Genomic DNA, 23,440 nt, shown 5'->3' with positions numbered 1-23,440 from the left:
GGTCGACGAGGAGTCAAATGAACTTGATATGAACTGGCTCAACTTTGAGGAAGAGCTCAGAACGGGGCCACCGCGAGCTCTTCGGTGAAGGTGACGGTGTTCTGCAGGGGCGGCCGGTCGACGTAGACCCTGCCGGTCGGACTCGTCCAGGCGTAGACACCGGCACCCAGAGCTTCGACCATCCACGGAGAGTGGTGTTTGAGCATGTGATGGCGCCGACAGAGGTGGCCGAGGTTCGATTCGCGAGTGGCTCCCCCGAGAGCGGCGTCGTGATGATGATCGATGTCGCAATCAGTGGAGGCATATCCGCAGGCGGGGAATCGGCAGCGCTGATCCCTCGCTCTCAGATGTCGCTTCAGATCAGACCCCGGACGATAGCGGTCGACTGCGAGAAGCGCGCCGGTGATCGGGTGGGTCAGCACTCGATCCCATCCGGAGGCCGCTCCGGCGAGCGCGCGAGCGGTGTCGAGGTCGATGGGAGTGCAACCGTTCAACTCGGCCGACGCCCCGCCGCCTCTGATCAGGGTGGTGACGGGAACGGTGATCGACACCGCTCCACGGACACCCGAGAGGAGCCCCTCGGGAGCGTCGTGCCCGATCGGAGCACCCGCGAGAAGCAGGTCGAGGGCGAGGTCGGCACGGAGCTGAGCGACGGTGCGCGGATCAGAGGTGCACGGATCAGAGGTGCACGGATCGGTGGTGGGCGGATCGGTGGTGGCAGCGGCCGATTCCGGACCCGAAGGTTCATCCGCTCCCTGCACGATCTTGGCCATCTGCGTCAGCCGGTCGAAGACGCCGTGGACGAGCGTCGACGGCCCGAGCAGGCCCAACTGCGACATCCCGTCGCCGACGTCTTTCACCCACACGGATCTCTTCTCCCGTGCGTCGAGGTGCCGGTCCTCGATCGACCGTGCCTGGAATCGTTCAGCCACCCGCCGAGCCATGCGGCCCACTCGCCCCGGACACTCCGACTCGGCGAAGGCGATCACCTGCGTCGCATAGGCATCAAGAGTCGCCCCCTCATCGAGGTGTTCCCCGGCTTCGCAGATGACCCGGGCGTGCGCCGCACTGATGCGACCGGCGCCCTGCGCCTCCCAGACCAGTGGGAAGCGCTCCACGATCCATGCCGCGTCTGCCATCCGGCGCTGCACCGTCCGATCACTCACCCGCAGGGCGGCGGCGAACTCGGCAGCCACCGTGCGCGCCGACATGTCGCCGTGATCGGGATGCTCCGCCTGGTCGGCGACCTCGAGAGCGATCCGTGACCCCAACGCCAGGATGCCGTCGCGCGCGGCCTGCAGACTGCTGATCGTGCGCTCGACCTCGACGAGCATCTCGGTGAGCGCGGCGAGCGCGCCCACCTGCTCGAGCGTCGCGTCAGCCAGTGCCGTCATACCTGCAGTGAATCAGGGGCCACCGACATTCGAAGCCCCAGATCACGGCAGAAAAACGATATGCCGGAATGTGGTCGTCGCTGCACCCGAGAGCACTCCGGAAAGCCGCTCAGCCCCCGCCGAGGGCTCCGGCCCACACCGCTCGATGCTCCCGGACGTACCGCAGCGCGTCCGCCCAGTGGTCGCCGTGCCCGTCCACGTACATCGAGGCCCACGGCTCGTCACCGACGGCGTGAGACCGTTCGAGCAGCGCGAGCATCGCCGCCGTCCGGTCCTCCATGCCGCGAGGCAGATCACGGCGCATGACATCGTCCGCCCGGTATCCATCGACCAGCGCAGCGAGATCCCGAGACGCATCCACCGGGTCTCGTCCGACATCCGACAGGGCGAACGCCTGTGCCGCGTAGGCGAGGTCCCAGAGCCGGGTGCTCGGAGCGGCGGCATCCCAATCGATGAACACCCAGCGGTCGCCGACGACGAGGTTCCATGGCGCCAGATCGTTGTGGCAGATGAGCTCGGCACCGGGCGCGACGATCGCCGTCTCCCAGACCGCGTCCGCCCGCGGCGTGTAGCGGGTACTGGCGTCGTGGATCCCTCGGATCATCGAGCCGATGCGCCTCAGCTCGGCCACCGTCAGCCGCTCACCGTCCATGGCCAGGGTTCCCGGCACGAACTCCACGACGTGCCGGCCCCGTTCGTCGCGGCCACGCGGTTCCGGCGCATCGACCCCCGCCACCCGCATCGCCGCGACGAAATGATCGACGCTCGGAGTGGCCGCCGTCCACGCCTTGCGCACCGTGTCGCCGATGCGCACCACGGCCCCGCTCGCGTTCCCTCCGGCCAGCACCTCTTCGTCCACGCGTCGACGTTAGCGCGCCGATGCCCCCGCCGTCCCACCGCGATACTTGACCCCGAGAGCCATTTGACCCTCACACTCATTTGACCCTCACACAGTGGCAGACGGGAGAACTGAGGCATGTTGTCCATCGGAGCGTTCGCGCAGATCGGCCAGGTGACCCACCGGATGCTCCGGCATTGGGACGCCGCCGGCCTGCTCATGCCCGCCCACGTGGACGAGTTCAGCGGCTATCGCTCCTACGATCCGTCACAGCTGGAACGGCTGCACCGGATCGTCGCCCTGCGCCAGCTGGGGTTCGGGCTCGATGACATCTCCGCGATCCTCGACCGTGGCGTCGATGCCGAGCGCATCGCCGCTCTGCTGCGGATCCGTCGCACCGAGGTCGAGCAGGAGCACCGCGTCGCCGCAGAGAGACTCGTCGACGTGGAAAGGCGCCTCCACCTCATCGAGAGAGAGAATCACATGTCCCAGATCGAGATCATCGACAAGCCGCTCCCCGCCGTCCGCCTGGCCGCGATCCGCACCATCGTGGCCGACCAGCCCGCCGTCGCAGGTGTCGTCGGTCCCGCGTTCGACACTGTGGCGGACATCATCGGCGACGACCACTCCCTGGCGACCCCGATCGCCCAGTACGAGACCCTCGACGACGCCCTGCAGGTCATCGCCGGATACATCTATGCCGGGCCCGCACGGGAAGGTCTCGAGATCATCGAGCTGCCTCCGGCCGACGAGGCCGTGTGCGGCATCCACCTCGGCTCGATGGAGCACATCGCCGAGAGCTGGCACGCGATCCACACCGAGATCGTGGCCCGCGGCCTCACGCACGACGGCCCCTGCCGCGATCTCTACGTGCGCGCCGTCTCCGACGACCAGTCGGACTGGGTCACGGAACTGCAGCAGCCCGTGCGGCGGGGCTGAGGCACACGGCGCCGCGGGCGTCGAACCGTGGCAGGATGAGAGTAAGGCGAGCCTTACCGGCCGCCCCGGCGGTGTCGCCCGGCAGACGCCGCGGCATGGATCCGTCCCTTTCTCGGAAGGACCGTGCGGATGAGATCTGCGGCGATGGGTGGGAGCGAGAGCACCGATTACGACGTGCTCATCGTCGGCGGCGGGCCGGCCGGTCTGTCCGCCGCCCTCAACCTCGGCCGCGCACTCATGCGCGTGCTGGTGATCGACGCCGATCGTCCACGCAATGCTGCGACCCTGCGGTCGCACGGCTTCCTCACCCGCGACGGCATCCCGCCGCAGGAGCTGCGCCGGCTCGCGAGGGAGGAGCTCTCGGCCTATCCGGACGTCGAGGTGCGACGGCGCACCCGCGTCACCTCGCTTCGCCCGAGCGACGGCGGGTTCGCGGCCGAGATCGGGCGCCGCGAGGCGGAGACGACGGTGACGGCACGCGCCGTGCTGCTCGCCACCGGCCTGCGCGAGACGCTCCCCGAGGTGCCGAACCTCCGTGGCTACTACGGCATGAGTCTGTTCAGTTGCGCCGCCTGCGATGCCTGGGAGCTCCGGAGTCGTCGCCTCGCCCTCATCGGTGAGGCACCGGACATCGCCGAACGTGCCCGCCTCATCGGTCGCCTGACCGAGAACCTCACGGTGTTCACCCACGGCGCGGATGTGGTCACGGCGGAGGAGGAGGTCGAACTCGCCGCCGCCGGGATCGCGCTACGCCGGGAACCCATCGTCGAGCTCGTCGGCGACCGAGGTCAGATCGAGAGCATCCGCCTGGCTGACGGCACGACGGTCGCCATCGACGGCGGATTCGTACGCCCCGAATGGCACAGCACGCTGTCGTTCCTCGAGGGGATCGCACCGGCGACGGATGACGCCGGGCATCTGCGCATCGACCGCTCAGGGCGCACGGACGTACCCGGACTTTACGCTGCAGGCGACGCGGCGGCTCCCGGACCGCAGCAGCTGATCGTCGCAGCAGGTGCGGGCGCTCGGGTCGCGGCGGTCATGGTGCACGACTCGATCGGCGTGGCCACCGCGCACTGAACGATCATCGGCGTGAGAGCGCAACGGGACCGGACTAGGCTGACCGGCATGACGCGCGCCTTCTCGATCTCCCTGCGCCTGACCGCCGCGGCCGTCGCCACCCTGGCCGTCCTGTCCCTCAGCGGATGTCTGTACGCGCAGATCCCGACGGGCTCGCCCTCCGACGCTCCCTCTGCGGGCACGGAAACCGACGCACCGGCCGACGGCCCCTCCGGTTCGACCCTGACCTTCGCGGAAGGGCTCGATCTCACGAGCGACACCTACATCGAGTGGGGCGACGGTCTCGTCGTCGACGACGGGTGGAAGATCGTCGCGCCGGACGACGGCAACGGCGGGTGGACCTACGGCACGGTCGACGGCACGTGCACGGCACGGTTCTGGCAGGGTCACACGACCGACGTCGCCGTGGTCCCCGGTGACGACAGCGCGTCGTCCGACGCGATCCTCGGCGTGCTGCTGCAGATGCCGACGGCAGACATCACGCCGCTCGCCACCACCGGTGAGTTCAGCTACATGGCGGGAGGGAACGGCGGAGTCGAGACGCGTCAGGTCGTCGGAGTGGACGGCAGCCGCACCTGGCTGATGGCCGCACGCGCCTTCACCCAGACCGGGGTGGGACTCTCCGTGATCGTGGACTGCACCGCCGGGGATGCCGAGGCGACCATGGCGAAGATCAACGAGGAGAACGCGGTCGTCGTCACGCCCTGATCGGCGGAGGACGGCCCGCGTCGGCTCACTTCCCGCCGGGAGGGCCGATCAGCAGCAGGATGACGTACAGCGCGACGATGCCCACGACCAGCAGCAGCGCGAGCACCCACGGCCGCTGCAGGAACCACCGCATCAGCCGGTCGTACCAGCGCCGATCGCGCGGATCGTCCGTCGCCTCGAGGCGCCAGTCTCCGGTGAGTCGGCCGGTGCGATGCAGCCAGATCTCCATGGGGATCGTCGCATAGGGGACGATGGCGCTGGCCACCGCGAGCACGCCGACGCCGGGATGCCAGCGCTGGTTCAGCGCGACCAGGATCGCCGTCGCGGCGTACGACAGGAACACGAACCCGTGGATGCCACCGCCCACGGTCACCACGACTCCTGGAGCGCCGACGGCGCGCGCGATGATCGCGGAGATCAGGATCGTCCAGGTGATCGCCTCGGCGATCGCGAGAACTCGGAACAGGCGGTCGGGGGTGCGGAACAAGGTACTCCTCGGGTGGTGTCCCTCCACCGTATCCGCACGCTCAGGGCTCCGAATCAACCGAATGGTTGAGGTCGGTCAGCGGAGCGCCGACACCGCACAGCGCATCATCGCAAGGCCACCACAGACGGCGCGACGGAATAGCGAACGGCCCGACGGCGTTGCCGAAGGCATGGTGACAGTGGATGCGGATGCGCTCTCGAACGTGCTCGGCTCCGTCGACCTCCGTGTCGGCATCGGTCGACGCGCCTCGCTGCCCGCGGGATCGCTGCTGCCCATCCCGGCCGACAGCATCACCCTGGTCTACGTCGCCGCAGGAGGCGTGAACGGGCACCCGCCGCTCGGCGACGGCTGCCGACTCGACGTCGACACCGACTCGAAGCGCTTCTCGCTCGACTCCCTCGCCCTCGACCCGAAGGCCCGCCGAGACATGCTCGTGGCGGGGGACGCGTTCCTGACGCTCGGTCGTTCGCCCTTCGTCCTCGAAGCACAGGACGACACGAGTCTGATGATCGCCGACATCGAGCTCGCGGATGCGGCATCCCCGCTCCCCGCCCTGCTGCCCCCGTTCCTCACGGTCACCGGTTTCGACGCCGTGGAGCCCGCCGCCGCAGCCCTCGCCCTCAACATGGGGATCATCGATCACACGGTGACACCCGCACGCCAGGGCGACCCCATCATCTGCCGCATGATGGCGACCACCGTGCTGCTGTCCCTGATCAGGGCATGGGCGGCGAACGGCTGCGCGCCGACGGGATGGCCCTCGTTGTCGAACGATCCATTCCTCGACCGCGTCGTCGACGCCATCCACGAGGAGCCAGGACGCGACTGGACGGTCGAGCGCCTGGCCGGCATCGGCGCCATGTCGCGGTCGACCTTCGCGGAGAGGTTCCGCAGCGCGGTCGGCCGCTCACCGGCGGACTATGTGACCGAGGTGCGTGTCGATGCGGCGAAGCGCATGCTCGAGGCCGGACGCAGTGTCTCCGACATCTCGCGCGAGCTGGGATACGCCTCCGACGAGGGGTTCAGCCGTGCGTTCCGACGCCGCGCCGGCATGACCCCCTCGTCGTGGCGGCTCGCCCACCGCCTCCCCGTCTCGGCCTGAGGCCGCGCGCGGCTCAGTCCCTGCTGCTGACCCGGTTGGAGACGCCGAAGAGCACCGCACCGGCGAGCAGCGCGATCGCGCCGATCACGTAGACGAGCTCGACGTTCAGGGTGTCGACGAGGAGACCGCCGATGCCCGCCGCCAGCGTGATCGCTCCCTGGAACCCGACGACCACCAGGCTGCCTCCCGCTTCGAGACGATCCGGCATGCGGTGACCGACCCAGGTGTTGGCGACGATCAACCAAGACGAGAAGAAGAAGCCCCACACCAGCACGACGATGCCGACGCCGATGATCGACCCGGAGAACAGGATCATCGAGATCACGGACACGGCGATCACCAGCGGTGCGAACACCGCGAAGAACGCGAAGGTGCGGTCGATGACGAGCCCGATCGTGATGTTGCCGAGGAGCCCGCCGACGCCGAACAGCGCCAGCAGCACCACGATGGTCGAGGCGTCCACCTCGGGGATGCGCTCCAACGCGAGACGCACATAGGTGTAGGCGAGGAAGTGTCCGAGCACGACCAGGACGTGGCCCACCATGCCGAGACCGATCCCCGGGCGGCGCAGCGTGTCCACGAGCAGACGCAGGCTCGACGCCCTCTCGGCCGGAACCGAGGGCAGCGCGAAACGCAGGACGACGGCGAGGACGACCATCAGCACACCGGCGATGGCGAAGACCATCCTCCAGTCGACGAGCTCGCTCAGCATGACACCCAGCGGCACACCCGCCACCGTCGCCAGCGACACCCCCGCCGAGGTGAACATGACACCGCGACCGAGATTCTCCGGTCCCGCGAGCCGTGCCGCGACCGTGATCGACATCGCCCAGAACGCGCTGATCGCCGCGCCCAGCAGGAAGCGCGCCAGCAGCACGATGATCAGGTTCGGGGCGATCGCGACGATGAGGTTCGACACGGCGGCCGCGAGCGCCATCCATACGAGCAGCGACCGCCGATCGAGCCGCGGGAACATGAGTCCGACGGTCGGAGCGACCACGAGCCCCACCAGCGCGGTGACGGTGACGGTCTGCCCTGCCTGCCCCGGGGTGACCCCGAGCCCGTCGGCCATCTCGGTGAGGACGCCGTTCGGAAGGAACTCGGCCGTGACCAGCAGGAACCCCATCAGCATCAGGACGATCAGTCCGCCGTAGCGGATGCGGACAGCCGCGGACGGCGGCAGGGTGGGGACGGGGGCAGTCGTGGTCATGTTCTCCACACTCGCAGTCCGCGGAGGCCGACGCCCGATCAGGCGTCCGCCGCATCCGACCATTCGTCCGGTCCGGTTCCAGCGGGCTCACTCCGCCTCTGGACACGGTGTGGTCGACGCCCTAGGCTCGACGACGCACCGGGAGGAACCCGGGAAGCCCGAGCGGAAGGAGCCGAGGACATGAACACCGTCTTTGTCGCGCTCTCCGCCGACCACCTTCCCTCCGAGGCCACCCGCTCCTGATCCTGGTGTGGCCTCCTGCTCCCGGAGCCACATCTTGTCTGATCTCTTCGCTTCCTCGGAAGCCGCGTCCTTCGACGCACCCTCCTTCGACGCACAATCCTTCGACGCACAATCCTTCGACGCCACCGGACTCGGCGCACCAGCGTTCGATGGCACCGTGTTCGACTCCCTCGAGACCGAGCTGGCCTTCGCCGAGGTCGACCCCGGCGAAGGCCAGCGGTGGACGACGTGGCCGGCGGTCACACCGTCCGAGCGCGGTCCCGAACCCCGGCCCGCGTGGATCGTGACCTCGGCCGGGGCGCTCGACACCGAGCGAGGCATCCTCAAGACCGGCAAGGAAGCCGACGTGTTCCTGCTCGAACGCGCGGTGCCTGGCGACCCGACGCAGCACAGCCTGCTCGCCGCCAAGCGATACCGCAGCGCCGAGCACAGCAGCTTCCACCGCTCGTCGATCTACACGGAGGGCCGCAGCACCCGGAACACCCGCGATACGCGCGCGCTCGCACGGAAGTCGGTCCACGGCCGGGAGGTGGCCGCAGCGCAGTGGTCGTTCGCCGAGTTCGAGGCGCTCTGCCGGATGTGGGAGCTCGGCGCACCCGTGCCGTACCCGGTGCAGGTGAACGGAACCGAGGTACTGATGGAGTTCCTCGGCACCTCCGACGGCACGGCCGCGCCCCGCCTCGCCCAGGTGCGCAGCGATCGCGCCGAGCTGCAGGACTTCTACGCGCAGACGGTCGACCTGATGCAGACCTTCGCCGCAGCCGGCTTCGCGCACGGCGACCTGTCGGCATACAACCTGCTCGTGCACGAAGGGCGGGTGCGCGTGATCGACCTGCCGCAGATCGTCGACATCATCGCCAACCCACAGGGCCTCGACCTGCTGCACCGCGACTGCATGAACATCTGCGAGTGGTTCACCCGGCGACGCGTCGACTGCGACCCCGAGGAGCTGTTCGCCGAGCTGCTCGCCGCCTCGTACGCCTGACACGCCCCGCCCGCCCTGCTCCGCACGCCCCGCTGCTCCGGTCGCTGAATCGAGAGGCGGGGCGACTCAGGAGGCGGGGGCAGGCCGGCGGCGGTCCGGGGGGGCTCAGGCAGCGAGGCGGGCGGCCAGCAGGGTCACGAGCTCGTAGACCACATGGCTCGCGGCGATGCCGGTCATCTGCGCGTGGTCGTAGGCGGGCGACACCTCGACCACATCCGCCCCGACGATGTTCTGCGAGGCCAGGGCCCGCAGGATCCGCAGCAGCTCGCGGCTCGTCAGCCCGCCGGCCTCGGGGGTGCCGGTGCCGGGCGCGTGGGCGGGGTCGAGCACGTCGATGTCGATCGACACGTACAGCGGCTTGTCGCCGATGCGCTGCAGGATGCGGGCGATGGCGGCCTCGACCCCGTGCTCCTCGATGTATTCGCTCGACACGATCGAGAAGCCGAGGCGCTCGTCGTCCTCCAGGTCCTGCTTGGAGTACAGGGGGCCACGGGTGCCGACGTGGCAGCTCGCGGTGAGGTCGATCAGCCCCTCCTCACTCGCGCGTCGGAAGGGAGTGCCGTGCGTGATGGGGGCCCCGAAGTAGGTGTCCCAGGTGTCGAGGTGCGCATCGAAGTGCAGCACAGCCACGGGCCCGTGCTTCGCCGCCACCGCACGCAGCAGTGGCAGAGCGACCGTGTGGTCGCCGCCGATCGTGACGATGCGCTGCACCTGCTCGCCGAGCGCCAGCGCCGCGCGCTCGACCTCGGTCACGGCCTCGGTGAGATCGAACGGGTTGACCGGGATGTCACCGGCGTCCACCACCTGCGCGATCGCGAACGGCGACACGTCCTGGGCGGGATTGTAGGGGCGCAGCAGCCGCGAGGACTCCCGCACGTGCGACGGGCCGAAGCGCGTGCCCGGTCGGTAGCTCACACCGGAGTCGAAGGGGATGCCGACGACGGCGATGTCCGCACGCGGCACGTCTTCGATACGCGGCAGCCGGGCGAAGGTCGCGATGCCGGAGTACCGCGGGTTCACGGAGGCGTCGATGGGGCCGATGTTGTCGGTCATTGCTCGTTCCTGTTCGTCGGGGATGTCGAGGGATTCAGAGCGCACTCTGCGGGATGTGCACCAGCTGCACTCCCCCGTCGGTGATCGCGGCGCGGATGCTCGATGCGATGTCGTCACGGCGTTCCACCCGCCGCCCGGTCGCGCCGAAGGCCGAGGCGAGCGCTGCCCAGTCGGGCTGTACCAGGTCGACGCCGATCGGCTCCATGCCGCGGTCGACCTCGTTCTGACGGATCTCGGCATACCCGCCGTTGTCGACGCACACGATCGTGATGTCGAGGCGCTGTTCGACCGCCGTCACCAGCTCGTTCACGCAGAACATCAGGGCGCCGTCGCCGATCACGGTCACGACCGGGTGCTCGGTCTGCGCGACTCCGGCACCGATCGCTGCCGGAAGACCGTAGCCGAGGGTGGCGTAGGTCGGGGTGTAGAGCAGGGAGTGCGGATGCGCCGACGACAGCACGCTGCCGAGCGCCATGTAGACAATCTGGGACGAGTCACCCGCGACGATCGCGTCGTCGGGCAGGGCCTCGACGATGATCTCAGCCAGTGCCACCGTGTCGGGGGCGGTCGCGCGCATCTCGGCGGCGATCGCGGTGCGCTCGGCGGTGAGGTCACGCGCCGGGCGTACACCGGCGGGGAGGGCAGTCGACAGCGCGTCCAGAACGGCAGCTGCATCCCCCGTGATCCCGACCGTCGCGGCGAGGTTCTTGTCGCGCTGCGCGAGCGAGATGTCGATGCGGATGACCACGCCCCCGGCTTCGAGCCGCGGCGCCCACAGTTCGGCCTCGCCGAGCTTCGAGCCGACCACGAGCAGCACGTCGGCATCTTCCGCGACCGCGCGGGCCGCGGCGAGACGAAGGTTCGACCCGAGCGAGAGCGGATGCCGCTCGTCGACCACGCCCTTGCCGTTCAGCGTGGTCAGCACCGGGGCTCCGAGACGCTCGGCCAGGAGGGTGACCTCGTGCGCGGCATCCACGGCTCCCCCACCGGCGACGATCACCGGGGTCTTCGCCTCCGCCAACAGCCGGGCCGCTTCGGCGAGCGCAGCCGACTCACCCGAGACCCGCGCAGGGACCGGACGCGGCTGCCGCGCCTCGGCGGGAACGTCGGCGGGCGCTTCCAGCACGTCGAGCGGGATCTCGATGTGAACGGGGCGCGGACGGCCGGTGCGGAACAGGTGGAACGCATCGTGCACGGCCTCGACCGCCTCGGCGGCGCTGGTCACCCGCCGCGACCACTCGGCGATCGCGGCGACCATCGCCGTCGCGTCCTTCGTCTCGTGCAGTGTGCCGACGTCGGCGAACTCCGCACCGAGCGGCACTCCCGGCGAGAGGACGATGAGCGGGCGCGACTCGCAGAAGGCCGTGCCGATCGCGCTCATGGCGTTCTGCAATCCGGGACCGGAGGTCGTGATCACGACTCCGGGGAGGCCGGTCTGCTGGGCCCACCCGTCGGCACCGTAGCCGGAGCCCTGCTCGTGACGGTTCGTCACCGCGCGGATGCCGAGGTCGGCGAGCGGGCGGTAGAGCTCGAGGTTGTGGGTGCCGGGGATGCCGAAGATCGCGGTGACCCCGTACGCGCGGATCGTCTCCAGCACGGCGCGCCCGGCGGTGTCGGCGTACTGCTCTGCCGCTGTGGTGTCGCTGCTCATCGGATCATCCTCACACTCGGTGACGACGGACGCCGTCGACCCAGGTCTCGCGCACCGTGATCGCCGAGATCTCCTCGGCGGGAACGGCCAGCGGATCGCCGGAGAGCACCGCGAAGTCGGCGTACTTGCCGACTTCGAGCGACCCCAGATCGTCTTCGCGGCCGATCGACACGGCACCTTCGATCGTGTGTGCGCGCAGAGCTGCGAGCGCCGAGACGCGCAGGTCGTCCGGCCCGAGCTTGTGCCCCCGGCGCGTGACTCGGGTCACGGCCGTCTGGATGGCTTCGAGCGGGATGGGCTCGGCGACCGGGGCATCGGACGAGATCGTGAACGGCACGCCCGCGCGCTCGAACTCGCCCAGCGGGTTGAAGCGCTCGCCCGGAGTGCCGATGGCCTCCTCCACGCCCTCGCCCCAGTTGAAGTAGTGCTGGGTCTGGTTGACCGGACGGATGCCGGAGGCGGCCATCCGCTCGATCTGCTCGGGAGTCGGCAGGCCGCAGTGCTCGATGCGGTGACGGGCGTCGGGATCGGGGTGCTCGGCGAGCGCGGCCTCGATCGCGGACACGACCATCTCGATCGCGGTGGGCGACTGGGCGTGGGTCGCGGTCTGCAACCCCGCGGCGTGCGCTTTGCGGATGAGCCCCTCGTACTCGGCGGGCTCGTGGTACAGCTGGCCAGTGCGGCAGGGATCGCCCACGTAGCCGTCAGGGAAGTATGCGGTCCAGCCGCCCAGCGTGCCGTCGGCGTAGAACTTGATGCCGGCGAAGCTGAGGTGCGCGTTGCCGAACTGTCCGACGAGACCCATCTCGAGCGCCTCGTCGAGCAGGTGCGACAGCAGGTACATCGACACGCGCAGTTCCAGGCGCCCGGCCTCGGCGAGGCGCAGGTACATGTCGAACTCGCGGCGCGTGACCTGGGCGTCGCCGATCGAGGTGACACCACCGGCCAGGAACCGCTGGGTCGCGGCGTCCAGCTGACGCAGATGCTCCTCGGGCTCGTCGGCGAGGTGGAAGTTCGGACCGTGGTGGCCGATCTTCACCCCGTGGACGCCGGTGAGGATGTTGCAGGCCGCATCCGACAGCTCCCCGGTGAGCTCGCCGTCCGCGTCGCGGAAGAACTCTCCGCCGTCGGGGTTCGGGGTGTCCCTGTCGACATCGTTGATGGCGAGCGTGTACGAGTTCACCACACCGCCGTGACCCGAGGCGTTCATGAGGTAGACCTCGCGGTCGGCGGCGACCTCGTCGAGCTCGAACCGGGTGGGGTGGCGCTTCTCGGCGAGGTTGCGCTGCTCGTAGCCGTAGCCGCGAACCGGGCGCCCCTCGGGGAGGTCGGAGGCAGCCGCCTTCAGCAGCGCCACGATCTCGGGGATGCTGCCCGCCTTCTCGGGGCCGCAGTCGACCCAGCTCATCATCTGCCCGAACATGAGCGGATGCGCGTGCGCGTCGACGAAGCCGGGGACGATCACGGCGTCGCCGAGATCGATGCGCTCGGGCGAGAGGCCCACCCCCTCCGCCGCCGCCTCGCACTCGGCGGGGGTACCGATCGCGAGGATGCGCCCGCGATCGGTCAACATCGCCGTTGCCGTGGTGGCGTCGTCATCCGCGGTATGGATGGCGTGCGCGGTCAGGAGGAGGGGAGCCGTCTGAGCCGAACGGTCGAAGGGGGTGAGCTTTCTCATGGGGAACCTGTTCGCGGTCGTGGCGTACGGGAGGCGGAGGTGGCGGCGCCGGTCAGGGCAGCCGGTTCGCCGTGGTGTCCGTACGCGCGGTGAAGGACGCCGTCACGGGAGCCTCGTCGGAGTGCTGCGGCGCGAGGCGGGTGCAGATTCCGGCGATGAGGGCCATGCCGATGAACATCGCGATCACCGACCAGATGCTGCCCGTCCAGGCGATCAGCTGCGTCGCGAACCACGGCGAGAATCCGGCCCAGACCGCTGCGCCGACACCGTAGGAGAGGGCGATCGAGGTGTAGCGGGCCTGCGGGCGGAACATCTGCGAGAGCAGGGCGGCGATCGGTGCGTAGGTGGCGCTCATCGCGATGCGCACCAGCGAGGCGAACAGGAAGATGAGCGGTTCGATGCGTCCGGGCAGGATCAGCAGGAACGGCACGAAGGTGAGCACCGAGGTGATCAGACCGATGTACATGACGTTCTTCCGCCCCCACTTGTCGCCCAGCCAGGCGACGGGGAGGGTCACGACGAACTCCACGAAGGAGGCGATCGTCATGGCATCGAGGATGACCTGCTCGCTGATCGCGACCGTGTCGCCGGTGGCATAGGCCGTGGCGAAGGTGGTGGCCAGGTAGTAACCGCCGGTCGAGATGGGCAGGATGCCGATGCCGAGCAGGATCGGGCGCCAGTTGGTGCGCAGCGCGAAGGCCAGCGGCATCGACTGCTTGCGGCCCTCGACCTTCGCCTCGAAGACCGGGGTCTCCTCGACGCGATAACGGACCCAGAAGCCGACGCCGACCAGCACGATCGACAGCAGGAACGGGATGCGCCAGCCACCGTTGATGATGAAGTCGTCGCCCATACGGGTCATGATCGCGAAGATGCCCGATGCCAGCAGCGCACCGGCCGGATTGCCGAGCTGCGTGAAACCGCCGTAGAAGGTCTTCGACTTCTCGGGGGCGTGCTCGACGCTCATGAGCACCGCGCCACCCCACTCGCCGCCGACCGCGAGGCCCTGCACCGCACGGAGCAGGATCAGGAGGATCGGGGCGAGGATGCCGATGTTCTCGTAGGTGGGCAGGCAGCCCACGAGCACCGTGGCCGCGCCCATCATCACCAGCGTGATGACGAGCGACGTGCGTCGGCCGAGCTTGTCGCCGATGTGACCGAAGATGATGCCACCGAGGGGCCGGACGAGGAAGGCGACCGCGAAGGTCGCGAAGGCCGCTGCGGTCTCGGCCAGCCGGTCTCCGCTCGGGAAGAACAGCGGACCGAAGACGAGCGCCGCGGCGGTGGCGTAGACGTAGAAGTCGTACCACTCGATGGTGGTACCGACGAAGGCGGCGATGCCGGCGCGGCGCGCCCGGCTGTGGGTGCCGCTGGTGGGGGTAGTGGTCATGGGGGTGCCCGCTCCTTTGCGGAAGATGTCGGATAGCGAAGGATGCTACGGAGGTGCGCGCCCGTCGGCAAGGGCAGAACTCCAGCGATAACGGGGATTCACTGGATATATGATCGCGCATCTGTGCAATGCGCGTCTTCCCGACGGCAATCACCTCTCCTACACTGAACTTGCGCACGGCGAAGCGTGCGATCGCAGGAAACTGACGAAATGGGCGGAACCATGGATTTCGACGCCGAACTCATCCGCGCGCTGCAGGAAGACGGCCGGGCGAGCATCCTCTCCCTCGCCGAGCGGCTCGGGCAGTCCAGAGCCGCTGTCGCCGCGCGACTGCGCACGATGCTCGCCGACCGCACCGTGCGTGTCGTCGCCGCTGTCGACCCCGTGTTCCTCGGCCAGCACGTCCTCGCCCACGTCTCGATCCGCACCGATGGATCGGTCGAGCTCGTGGCGGAGCACCTGCGCGACATGAGCGAGACCGTGCTGGTGTCGGCGGTCGGCGGCGCGCACGACGTGGTCACCGAAGTGCGCGTGGGGTCGATGTCGGAGCTGCACGACCTGCTGGCCCTGATCCGAGCGATCGACGGGGTGCTCGACATCAGCACGATCATCTATTCGACCGTGATCAAGGGCTTCTTCGTGTCGGAGTATCACGGCGGCGTCACCCTCGACGCGATCGACGAGGCGCTGATCGAGCAGCTGCAGGCCGACGGGCGCAAGAGCTTCCGCGCGCTCGGCGAAGAGGTGCGCCTCTCCCCCTCGGCCGTCGCGACCAGGGTGCAGCGGCTGATCGATGCCGGCGTGATCAAGATCAGTGCGGTCGAGGCGCGCGGACTCGCGCACCGGCAGTTGTCGATGGGGGTGGGCATGACCCTCGGAGACGACGACGACGCCGTGATCGACGAGCTGCGTCGCGGCCGTGGGGTGGACTTCGCCGCGCGCACGCTCGGCCGCTTCGACGCGGTCGCCACTCTGGTCGAGCCTTCGGCCGGCGCGCTCTACGCCAGCCTGGAACGCCTGCGTGCGCTGCCCGGAGTGACGCGCATCGAGGCCTGGCTGCACCTCGCCGTGCTGAAGGAGGACTACGCCCGCACGCTGCGTCCACTGCGGACGGACTGAGGCGCGGCCCCTGCGTCAAGGGGATGGAGGACGCGGCCCGACAGGGGCAGGCTGCCCGCATGAGCAGCGAGGAGTCTTCCGCGACGGAGTCCGGTCCCGAGCGCACGGCGGACGGGCACCACATCGTCGTGAACGGGCGACGCTGGCGTGCGAGCGATCCGTCGATCCCCGACACGCTGCGACAGGAACTGGTGGATGAGCTCATGGCCGCGCGGCGAGCGGTGAAGACCTCGGACGACGATGCCCGTCGCCGGGTGCACGACGCCAAGACCGCACTCGGCGAGCGCGGAGCCCCATGGTGGGAGGACCCAGAGCCGGAAGCCGCGGACGATCGGATCGCCGCCACCATCCGAACCCTCACCCGCAAGCGCTCGGAGTCATCGATCTGTCCGAGCGACGTGGCCCGCGCCATCGGCGGGGAGTCCTGGCGTTCACGGATGCCCGACGTCCGACGCGTGGCCGCGGCCCTGGCGGAGAGCGGAGAGATCGTCGTGACGCAGAAGGGGGAGGCCGTCCGGATCGACGAGGCCCGTGGTCCGGTCCGCATCCGCCGCGGGCCCGCCCTCTGACGAGCCCCACCACCACGTTTCCGCGCCGCACCGCGCGGCGCGCCGTCACCAGGCGTTCACCCGGCACCGCCAGACTTCGAGAATGAGCGAAACCGAGGGGCACAGCGCCGTGCCCGAGCCCGTGGCGACTGCGAACAGCGGCGCCGTGGCCGTCGTCGGCCTGGACCTGCGCGGCGAGACGCCCGCCCCGAAGAAGCAGGTCTACTCGTGGGCGCTGTGGGACTGGGCGACGCAGCCGTTCAACACCGTCATCCTCACGTTCGTGTTCACGGCGCTCTATCTCGTGGGCGAGGGCTTCCTCCCGCCCGAGGTCGCGTCGCTCGACGTGGACGATCCGGTCCGGCTCGCCGCGGAGGCGGACCTCGCGTCCGGTCTCGGTCTGGGCTCGACGATCGCGGCCTTCGGCATCCTGCTGCTCGCGCCCGTCCTCGGCCAACGCGCGGATGCGGCGGGGCGTCAGAAGCTCTGGCTCGGGATCGGCACCGGCGCGCTGATCCTGTGCATGCTCGGCCTCTGGTTCGTCGAGCCGATGCCGAGCCTGTTCTGGCTGGGCGTCGCCCTGATCTCGGCCGCGACGGTGTTCCAGGAGATCGCGGCGGTGAACTCCAACGCGATGCTCATCGGCATCGCGAACCCGAAGAACGTCGGTCGCATCTCCGGCCTCGGCTGGGGCTTCGGCTACCTCGGCGGCATCATCGCGCTCATGATCGTGGTCGTGCTCGACACCTTCGACTGGTTCGGCATGTCGACCGACAACGGGCTGGCCTACCGGCTGATCGCCGTCGGATGCGCCGTCTGGGCGATCATCTTCAGCATCCCGATCTTCCTGAACGTGCCGGAGCCGTCACTCGGCCGTCCGGAGCGCAAGGTCGGCTTCTTCGCCTCGTATCCGCTGCTGGTGAAGGACGTCGCAGGTCTCTACCGCAACGAGGAGACGCGGCCCACCTTCTGGTACCTGCTGGCGAGCGCGGTCTTCCGTGACGGGCTGGGAGGCGTCTTCGCGTTCGGCGCCATCATCGGCACCGCGGTGTTCAAGTTCGGCGCGCAGGACATCATCATCTTCGGCATCGCCGCGAACCTGATCGCCGGCATCTCGACCATCGCCGCCGGCCGGCTGGACGACCGGCTCGGACCGAAGCGGATCATCCTCGCCTCGATCGGGTCGATGATCGTCGCCGGTCTCGCCGTGTTCTTCCTCCGTGACGCCGGCGTGATGGTGTTCTGGGTCGGCGGTCTGATCCTGTGCGCCTTCGTGGGCCCCGCCCAGGCTGCCGCCCGATCCTTCCTCGCCAGAGTGACGCCGGCCGGACGCGAGGGCGAGATCTTCGGTCTCTACGCCACGACCGGGCGCGCGGCGAGCTGGATGGCGTCAGGCGCCTGGACCGTGCTGATCGTGCTGACGAGCCAGACCGCTTACGGAATCCTGGGCATCGTGGTCGTGCTGATCGCCGGCTTCCTGCTCCTGCTCCCCGTCAAGGCTCCACGCTGAGAGAGTCCTGCGGAGACTGTGAGCCACGGGGCGGGAGTAGCCTGACCGCGTGACTGTGATCCTCGCCTTCCTGGCCAACATCCTCGTCGCGATCGCGAAGACCGTCGCCGCGATCATCACCTCGTCGGCTTCGATGGTGGCCGAGGCGGCGCACTCGTGGGCGGACGCGGGGAACGAGGTGTTCCTCCTCATCGCCGACCGCCGCGGGGCGAAGGCCAAGGATGCGCGGCATCCGCTCGGCTACGGTCGCAACGCCTTCGTGTGGTCGCTGATCGCTGCATTCGGGATCTTCACCGCCGGTTCGATCGTGTCGATCATGCACGGCATCCAGGAACTGTCCGACACCGGCCCTGTCGAGAGCCCGACCGTGGCGTACATCGTGCTGGGTGTCTCGTTCGTGCTCGAGGGCGCATCGTTCACGCAGGCGATGGTGAAATCCCGCCGCCTCGCGAAGGAGCGCGGATCGTCGACCTGGGACTTCGTGCTGGAGACGAGCGACACCACACTGCGCGCCGTGTTCTTCGAGGACTCCGCCGCACTCATCGGACTCGTGCTCGCCGGCGGAGCGATCCTCCTCCACCAGATCACGGGCGTCGCCGCCTGGGATGCCATCGGCTCGATCCTCGTCGGCGTCCTGCTCGGGGTGGTGGCGATCATCCTGATCCGGCGGAACATCGCCTTCCTCGTGGGCGCGACCGCCGCACCGGAACTGCGCGCGCGGGTGGGGAGCGCCCTGCTGGGCCTGCCGCAGGTCGAGCGGGTGACCTACCTGCACATCGAGTACGTCGGTCCGAATCGACTCTTCATCGTGGCGGAGGTCGACCTCGCCGGCGATGCGCGCGAGCACGACGTGGCGCGGCAGCTGCGAGACCTGGAGCAGCGGATCGAGCAGCACGACGCGGTCGAGACCGCTGTGCTGTCCCTATCGGTAGACGACGAGCCGTCGGTGGGATTCGCGTCGGCCTGAGCCTGCGGACTCGGCGCACACCGTCATCACCTGCGCGGACATCGAGCCGCTCGCAGCGCCGATCACCGCGGGCTTCGCTTTCTCGCCCGACGACTCCTCGGAAGACGCCTCCGGCACCACCTGTGTCTGGATCAACGACGCGGTGGCCTCCGCGTCCACCGCTCTCGAGGACTACGCCTCCCTCGCGGTAGGCATCGATGAGACGACCTGGAGCACGGACGAGCTGAGCACGCTCCGGGGGGGGCGATCGACGATCCGCGCGCTGCAGCTCTCGATGGACGGGTGCTGCTGCTGGGCGACGGCGAAACTCTCGGCGAGGTGGGTTCGGTTCAGCTGCTCTCCCCTCGCGGCACGGTGACGATCGTGGCCACCGGCATGCTGCTCTCGGCATCAGCCGACACGGCGATCCCGGTGGATTCCGTCATCGACGTCGCCGCCGACGTCGCGGGCCTCCGCCGCTAGCTCGGCCGCTAACTCCGCCGCTAACGCCGCCGCTTCGAGGCTCCCCTCAGCGCTGCCAGTTGTCGGCGAGCTTGTTGAGCAGTCTGGCGAGCTCGACGCGTTCCTCCTCGGTGAACGAGGTCAGCGCGGTCGTCAGCATCTCGCGACGCTCGCCGCGCATGCCGCGGGCGAGGCGGCGTCCTTCGTCGGTCAGCGCGATGCGGGTGCGCCGTGCGTCGTCGGGGTCGGCCTCGCGGCGCACGAATCCGCGTTCGACTCCCTGCTGAACCAGCCGTGAGGCGCGGGGCTGGTCGACCCCGATGGCCGCGCCGAGATCGCTGACGCTGAGCGGGGTGGAGGCGGAGGCGAGCGCCTCCAACATACGCATGCGGGCGGGGCCGCCGAGACGCCCCGAAGGGTCGGACATCCAGGGCGGCATCCCGGGATGACCCCGGTGATGCGCGAAGTGGTCGTGCGGATCGTCGCCACCGTGCCCCTCGCCGGGGCCGCCGTGCGGGCCGTCCTGCCACGCGTGGGGGCTGCCGTGACCGCGACCGCCTCTTCCCCCCGGGCCGCGCTCACCGGGACGCCGTCCGCGCAGACGGGACAGCGCCTGCGCGATGGCTTCGGCGGGATCGTTCGGTTCGGTGGCCATGAGGTGATTTTACATGCGACTTGACATGCATCGGAATCTCATGTCACACTACATGTACATGCACTGTGACATACACATGCACATTGACAACTACGTCACCCCGACAAAAGGACTTCTCATGAACACCTCTGAATCACAGAACATCTCTGAACCACAGAACACCTCCCGCCCCTTCGGTTACTGGCTGAAGGCCGCCGACCGCCTGATGGCGGCCGAGTTCGCCGCCGCTTTCGACGGCGAACACGCGAGTCGTCGCGACTGGCGCATGCTCAACATCGTCGACGGCACCGCCCCGTCCGACCGCCCACTGAACGGCCACAAGCTGCATCGGCTCGTCGAGCGCGGCTGGGTCTCTCCCGAGGGCGACGGCTGGGCGCTCACCGACGACGGTCGCGCCGCGAAGGATCGCCTCGGCGTCATCGTCGACGACATCCGCACCAAGGTGGAGGAAGCCGTCTCCCCTGAGGACATGGCCACCACGCTCGCCTCGCTCGAGAAGATCGCCCGCGCGTTCGGATGGGACGAGGAGACCCCTCTTCCCCGCGGACGCCGTCACGGCTTCGGCGCACCCCGCCACGGTCGCGGATTCGGCCACGGCTTCGGACGACCCTTCGGACGCGGCTTCGGTCGTGGCTTCGGCGCGGGAGTCGAGCGGGGCTTCGAACACGACCGGGAGCACGATTTCGACCGCGAACACGCATGCGAGCAAGGGCACGCGCACAGCCGCGAGCACGGTCACGGCGAGCACGGTCACGGCGAGCACGGTCACGGACGCGGTCGTGGACACGGTCCGCACCGTGCGGAGCGGATCGCTCAGCACGCCTTCGAGCGCGGTTTCGATGCGGGATTCACCCGCGGGCGCGACGCCTGACCCCCGCAACACTGCGAGACGCCTCACCCGACACTCGGGTGGGGCGTTTCGCGTTCTCAGCGCCCGAGAGTCAGAGGTCGAGCAGCAGCAGGGCCGACTCGGTCGCCCCGGCGGCACGCAGCCGCGCTCGCATCGCGGCGGCGGCGATCGCGTACGGCCGGGCGTCATCGAGCAGCAGGGAGCGCGAGTTGGCCTCTTCGTTCAGGGCGACGAGCTCGAACGCGAGCACCTCGGGGTCGGCCTCGACCTCTCCGGCATCCACGGCGTGACGCAGCTGGGCCTCCACATAGCCGTACCAGTCGACCAGCGCCGACCGCACCGCATCGCTCACCGGTCCGGACTTCGAGTCGACGTCGGCGGCCGTCGCCGCGAAGAAGCATCCGCCGGTGAACACCCGGTCCCGCGAGTACGACAGCGAGTTGTGCAGCAGCGCGGCGAGACGGTGCAGCCCGCGCGGATGGACTCGCGCGGGCTCGACGATCCGCGCCGTGAAGATCTCGCGGGCGGCGGCGACGGTTGCGAGCTGCAGCCCCTCCTTGCTCTGGAACAGCGTGGCGATGCTGCTCTTGCTCGACCCCGAGGCCTCAGCCAGCCGCCCGATGCTCAGTCCGTCGAGCCCTTCGACCGATGCGAGGTCGGTCGCGCTCTGCAGCACGATGCGGCGCGAGGCATCACCACGGGCCCTCCGCCCGTCCAGAACAGCGCTCTCGGTCACACACCTAGTATACGAACGATCGTTCGCTTACTATACGTATGATCGTTCGTATTGTTCCGGCGAAGGAGCCTCCATGCCGTCCGTGCCCGCGTTGCTCGCCCGCAGCATCCCGCTCGCCGCCGCTGTCTCGCCGACGCTCGCCGGCGACATCGCCTATCGACTGTTCTTCACGACGTCGCCGCGGATGCGGGTGAGTGAAGCGGACGCTCCCACGCACGCCGACGCCCGACGGGGCCGGCTCACGGTACGCGGTCAGGAGGTCGTCACCTACGAATGGGGCACCGGACCTCACACCGCGCTGCTCCTGCACGGCTGGCGAGGGCGAGCCTCGCAATTCGCGCCGCTGGTGCGGGAACTGCGCTCCGAGGGGTTCCGTGTGATCGCGTTCGACGCTCCTGCGCACGGCTCATCGTCCGGGCGGAGCACCGACATCCGCGACTGGATCGACGCGGCCGAGCAGCTGCAGGCCGAGCACGGGCCGTTCGTGGTGATCGTCGGCCACTCGTTCGGGGCGCTGGCGGCACTGACCGCAGCCCGTTCGACCGTTCCGGTTCCGGCCGTCGCCGTGATCGCCGGCGCCGCCGCCCCCGACGCCTTCCTCGCACAGTTCGCCACAGACCTGCACCTCGACGCCGCGACGACCGCCCGTCTGTCGGAGCGATTCCGCAGGAGGTTGCACATGGATCAGTCCGCCGTCACCGCACGATACGACGCCGTGAAGCGCCCTCTCCCCGCCGACACCGCCCTGCTCGTGGTGCACGACCGCGGCGACCGGAGGATGCCCGACCACGATTCGCTCCGTCTGCACGACGCCCACGGCGCACGGTCGCGTCTGGTGCGCACAGAGGGCCAGGGACACACGAGGGTGCTGTCGGCGGATGCGACGCTCGATGCCGCCATCGCGCTGACGGCCTCTCCGCACATGCGGTGACCGGGGTAACCTGACCTCGTGATCACCTGCGTCGTGACGTACACGATCGATCCGGACAAGATCGACGCCTTCGAAGAGTTCGCGCGCGCCTGGATGCGGCTGGTCGATGATCACGGCGGCAGACATCACGGCTACTTCCTTCCCTCCGAGGGAGCGAGCGATCAGGCCCTGGCACTGTTCACCTTCCCGTCGCTCGCTGACTACGAGGTGTACCGAAAGGGCTTCGGGGTCGATCCGCAGTTCATCGAGGCGGACCGTATCCGCGACGAGAGCGGGTGCGTGCTGCGCTACGAACGCACCTTCATGCGACCGCTGCTGCCGACAGACCTCGATCCGGAGGACTGACGGCGCCCGAACGGCTTGCGCCCGCCGTCAGATGCGGCGCGGTCCTGGACCGTCCGTTGCGAGTGCATCCTCGGGGTTGAGCAGTCGGCACGCCTTGAGGGAGAGGCACCCGCAGCCGATGCACCCCGTGAGCTCGCGGCGCAGATGCTCGAGCTGTGTGCGCCGGAGGTCGAGCTGTGCGCGCCAGAGCTTCGCCACCCGCTGCCAGTCCCGCTGCGATGGCGGCTCGTCCACCGGGAGGCTCTGGAACACCTCGTGCACATCGGTGAGCGGGATGCCCAGCCGCTTGGCGACGACGATCAGGGAGATCCGACGCAGCATGTGGCGCCGGTAGCGGCGCTGGTTGCCCGAGGTCCGTGTCGAGGCGATGAGGCCGAGCTGCTCGTAGAAGTGCAGCGCTGTCGCGGGAACGCCGGAGCGTCGCACGACTTCGCCGATCGCCAGCAGATCGTCGGGCTCCAAAGACATCATCGCCTCCTCTTGACCTCGAGTTTACTCGAGGTATTAGCGTGACGAACGGCCGCCGAGACACGGCGCCGCCGGGCGGCTCTCCCGCCCCATCGACGCCACGAAGGGCACC

General features: G+C 69.2%; 24 protein-coding genes. 13 read left to right on the top strand and 11 right to left on the bottom strand.

What is annotated here, in order from left to right; all coding sequences use genetic code 11:
* Positions 1–56 precede the first annotated feature (56 nt).
* Both MOX01_RS02970 and MOX01_RS02965 read right to left on the bottom strand, forming a co-directional pair.
* Positions 57–1,394: an HNH endonuclease signature motif containing protein gene (locus tag MOX01_RS02970; RefSeq protein WP_141368304.1), complete on the bottom strand. Its 1,338-nt coding sequence runs from the start codon at positions 1,392–1,394 to the stop codon at positions 57–59.
* Positions 1,395–1,503: 109 nt separating this feature from the next.
* A complete protein-coding gene (locus MOX01_RS02965; RefSeq protein ID WP_141368302.1) occupies positions 1,504–2,253 on the bottom strand; it encodes a phosphotransferase in 750 nt (249 codons plus the stop codon).
* Positions 2,254–2,370: 117 nt separating this feature from the next.
* Here MOX01_RS02965 and MOX01_RS02960 point away from each other — a divergent pair, with 117 nt between their 5' ends.
* The 3 genes from MOX01_RS02960 to MOX01_RS19055 all read left to right on the top strand — a co-directional run bounded on the left by MOX01_RS02960 (position 2,371) and on the right by MOX01_RS19055 (position 4,959).
* Entirely contained in the window at positions 2,371–3,171 is an 801-nt protein-coding gene (locus MOX01_RS02960; RefSeq protein ID WP_141368300.1) for a MerR family transcriptional regulator, read from the top strand.
* Between the two features lie 129 nt (positions 3,172–3,300).
* Positions 3,301–4,251 (top strand): NAD(P)/FAD-dependent oxidoreductase, encoded by a 951-nt coding sequence (locus MOX01_RS02955; RefSeq protein WP_058632337.1) that lies wholly within the window; start codon positions 3,301–3,303, stop codon positions 4,249–4,251.
* 48 nt (positions 4,252–4,299) lie between these two features.
* A complete protein-coding gene (locus MOX01_RS19055) occupies positions 4,300–4,959 on the top strand; it encodes a hypothetical protein (protein WP_058632338.1) in 660 nt (219 codons plus the stop codon).
* A 25-nt stretch (positions 4,960–4,984) separates the two neighbouring features.
* Here MOX01_RS19055 and MOX01_RS02945 read toward each other — a convergent pair whose 3' ends face one another.
* On the bottom strand, positions 4,985–5,446 hold the full coding sequence (locus MOX01_RS02945; protein WP_061015245.1) for a DUF3817 domain-containing protein: 462 nt from the start codon (positions 5,444–5,446) through the stop codon (positions 4,985–4,987).
* Between the two features lie 169 nt (positions 5,447–5,615).
* Between MOX01_RS02945 and MOX01_RS02940 the strand changes: the two genes are divergently transcribed.
* Positions 5,616–6,548 carry a helix-turn-helix domain-containing protein gene (locus tag MOX01_RS02940; protein ID WP_141368298.1) on the top strand — a complete coding sequence of 311 codons (933 nt, stop codon included), beginning with the start codon at positions 5,616–5,618 and terminating at the stop codon, positions 6,546–6,548.
* A gap of 13 nt (positions 6,549–6,561) precedes the next feature.
* On the opposite strand, the gene MOX01_RS02935 is transcribed toward MOX01_RS02940, so the two are convergent.
* Positions 6,562–7,758: an MFS transporter gene (locus MOX01_RS02935; protein WP_058632341.1), complete on the bottom strand. Its 1,197-nt coding sequence runs from the start codon at positions 7,756–7,758 to the stop codon at positions 6,562–6,564.
* Between the two features lie 277 nt (positions 7,759–8,035).
* Between MOX01_RS02935 and MOX01_RS02930 the strand changes: the two genes are divergently transcribed.
* On the top strand, positions 8,036–8,986 hold the full coding sequence (locus tag MOX01_RS02930; RefSeq protein WP_141368296.1) for a serine protein kinase RIO: 951 nt from the start codon (positions 8,036–8,038) through the stop codon (positions 8,984–8,986).
* Positions 8,987–9,091: 105 nt separating this feature from the next.
* Here the strand turns inward: MOX01_RS02930 and speB are convergent, their stop codons facing one another.
* Genes speB through MOX01_RS02910 form a run of 4 tightly spaced genes read right to left on the bottom strand, consistent with a single transcriptional unit; the run spans position 9,092 to position 14,758 of the window.
* The gene (gene speB / locus MOX01_RS02925) at positions 9,092–10,039 is read right to left on the bottom strand and encodes an agmatinase (protein ID WP_141368294.1); all 948 of its coding nucleotides are present in this window, start codon (positions 10,037–10,039) and stop codon (positions 9,092–9,094) included.
* Between the two features lie 34 nt (positions 10,040–10,073).
* Positions 10,074–11,690, bottom strand: a complete 1,617-nt coding sequence (locus MOX01_RS02920; RefSeq protein WP_141368292.1) for a thiamine pyrophosphate-binding protein — start codon at positions 11,688–11,690, stop codon at positions 10,074–10,076.
* A 10-nt stretch (positions 11,691–11,700) separates the two neighbouring features.
* Positions 11,701–13,368, bottom strand: coding sequence for an amidohydrolase (locus MOX01_RS02915; protein WP_141368290.1), 1,668 nt, complete (start codon positions 13,366–13,368; stop codon positions 11,701–11,703).
* 52 nt (positions 13,369–13,420) lie between these two features.
* On the bottom strand, positions 13,421–14,758 hold the full coding sequence (locus MOX01_RS02910; RefSeq protein ID WP_058630812.1) for an MFS transporter: 1,338 nt from the start codon (positions 14,756–14,758) through the stop codon (positions 13,421–13,423).
* Between the two features lie 210 nt (positions 14,759–14,968).
* On the opposite strand from MOX01_RS02910, the gene MOX01_RS02905 reads away from it, so the two are divergent.
* From MOX01_RS02905 to MOX01_RS02885, 5 genes are all read left to right on the top strand, one after another.
* Positions 14,969–15,877 (top strand): Lrp/AsnC family transcriptional regulator, encoded by a 909-nt coding sequence (locus tag MOX01_RS02905; protein ID WP_227750885.1) that lies wholly within the window; start codon positions 14,969–14,971, stop codon positions 15,875–15,877.
* Positions 15,878–15,936: 59 nt separating this feature from the next.
* A complete protein-coding gene (locus MOX01_RS02900) occupies positions 15,937–16,446 on the top strand; it encodes a DUF3253 domain-containing protein (protein ID WP_058630811.1) in 510 nt (169 codons plus the stop codon).
* Positions 16,447–16,528: 82 nt separating this feature from the next.
* Positions 16,529–17,935: an MFS transporter gene (locus MOX01_RS02895; RefSeq protein WP_141368288.1), complete on the top strand. Its 1,407-nt coding sequence runs from the start codon at positions 16,529–16,531 to the stop codon at positions 17,933–17,935.
* Between the two features lie 49 nt (positions 17,936–17,984).
* Positions 17,985–18,902 carry a cation diffusion facilitator family transporter gene (locus MOX01_RS02890; RefSeq protein ID WP_058630809.1) on the top strand — a complete coding sequence of 306 codons (918 nt, stop codon included), beginning with the start codon at positions 17,985–17,987 and terminating at the stop codon, positions 18,900–18,902.
* A gap of 282 nt (positions 18,903–19,184) precedes the next feature.
* On the top strand, positions 19,185–19,364 hold the full coding sequence (locus MOX01_RS02885; RefSeq protein WP_141368286.1) for a hypothetical protein: 180 nt from the start codon (positions 19,185–19,187) through the stop codon (positions 19,362–19,364).
* 46 nt (positions 19,365–19,410) lie between these two features.
* On the opposite strand, the gene MOX01_RS19355 is transcribed toward MOX01_RS02885, so the two are convergent.
* Positions 19,411–19,998, bottom strand: coding sequence for a MarR family winged helix-turn-helix transcriptional regulator (locus MOX01_RS19355; protein WP_230977786.1), 588 nt, complete (start codon positions 19,996–19,998; stop codon positions 19,411–19,413).
* Positions 19,999–20,116: 118 nt separating this feature from the next.
* On the opposite strand from MOX01_RS19355, the gene MOX01_RS02875 reads away from it, so the two are divergent.
* A complete protein-coding gene (locus MOX01_RS02875) occupies positions 20,117–20,869 on the top strand; it encodes a winged helix DNA-binding protein (RefSeq protein WP_141368284.1) in 753 nt (250 codons plus the stop codon).
* Positions 20,870–20,939: 70 nt separating this feature from the next.
* Here the strand turns inward: MOX01_RS02875 and MOX01_RS02870 are convergent, their stop codons facing one another.
* The gene (locus tag MOX01_RS02870) at positions 20,940–21,584 is read right to left on the bottom strand and encodes a TetR/AcrR family transcriptional regulator (RefSeq protein WP_046748681.1); all 645 of its coding nucleotides are present in this window, start codon (positions 21,582–21,584) and stop codon (positions 20,940–20,942) included.
* Between the two features lie 73 nt (positions 21,585–21,657).
* Between MOX01_RS02870 and MOX01_RS02865 the strand changes: the two genes are divergently transcribed.
* Both MOX01_RS02865 and MOX01_RS02860 read left to right on the top strand, forming a co-directional pair.
* Positions 21,658–22,515, top strand: a complete 858-nt coding sequence (locus MOX01_RS02865) for an alpha/beta fold hydrolase (RefSeq protein WP_141368282.1) — start codon at positions 21,658–21,660, stop codon at positions 22,513–22,515.
* An 18-nt stretch (positions 22,516–22,533) separates the two neighbouring features.
* A complete protein-coding gene (locus MOX01_RS02860) occupies positions 22,534–22,860 on the top strand; it encodes an NIPSNAP family protein (RefSeq protein ID WP_046748679.1) in 327 nt (108 codons plus the stop codon).
* A 27-nt stretch (positions 22,861–22,887) separates the two neighbouring features.
* Here MOX01_RS02860 and soxR read toward each other — a convergent pair whose 3' ends face one another.
* A complete protein-coding gene (gene soxR / locus MOX01_RS02855) occupies positions 22,888–23,328 on the bottom strand; it encodes a redox-sensitive transcriptional activator SoxR (RefSeq protein WP_046748766.1) in 441 nt (146 codons plus the stop codon).
* Positions 23,329–23,440 lie beyond the last annotated feature (112 nt).

The organism is Microbacterium oxydans, assembly GCF_006540085.1.
Taxonomy (GTDB): Bacteria; Actinomycetota; Actinomycetes; order Actinomycetales; family Microbacteriaceae; genus Microbacterium; species Microbacterium oxydans.
Note: the sequence above shows the minus strand (reverse complement) of the source record. Positions and strands in the feature narration are given on the sequence as shown.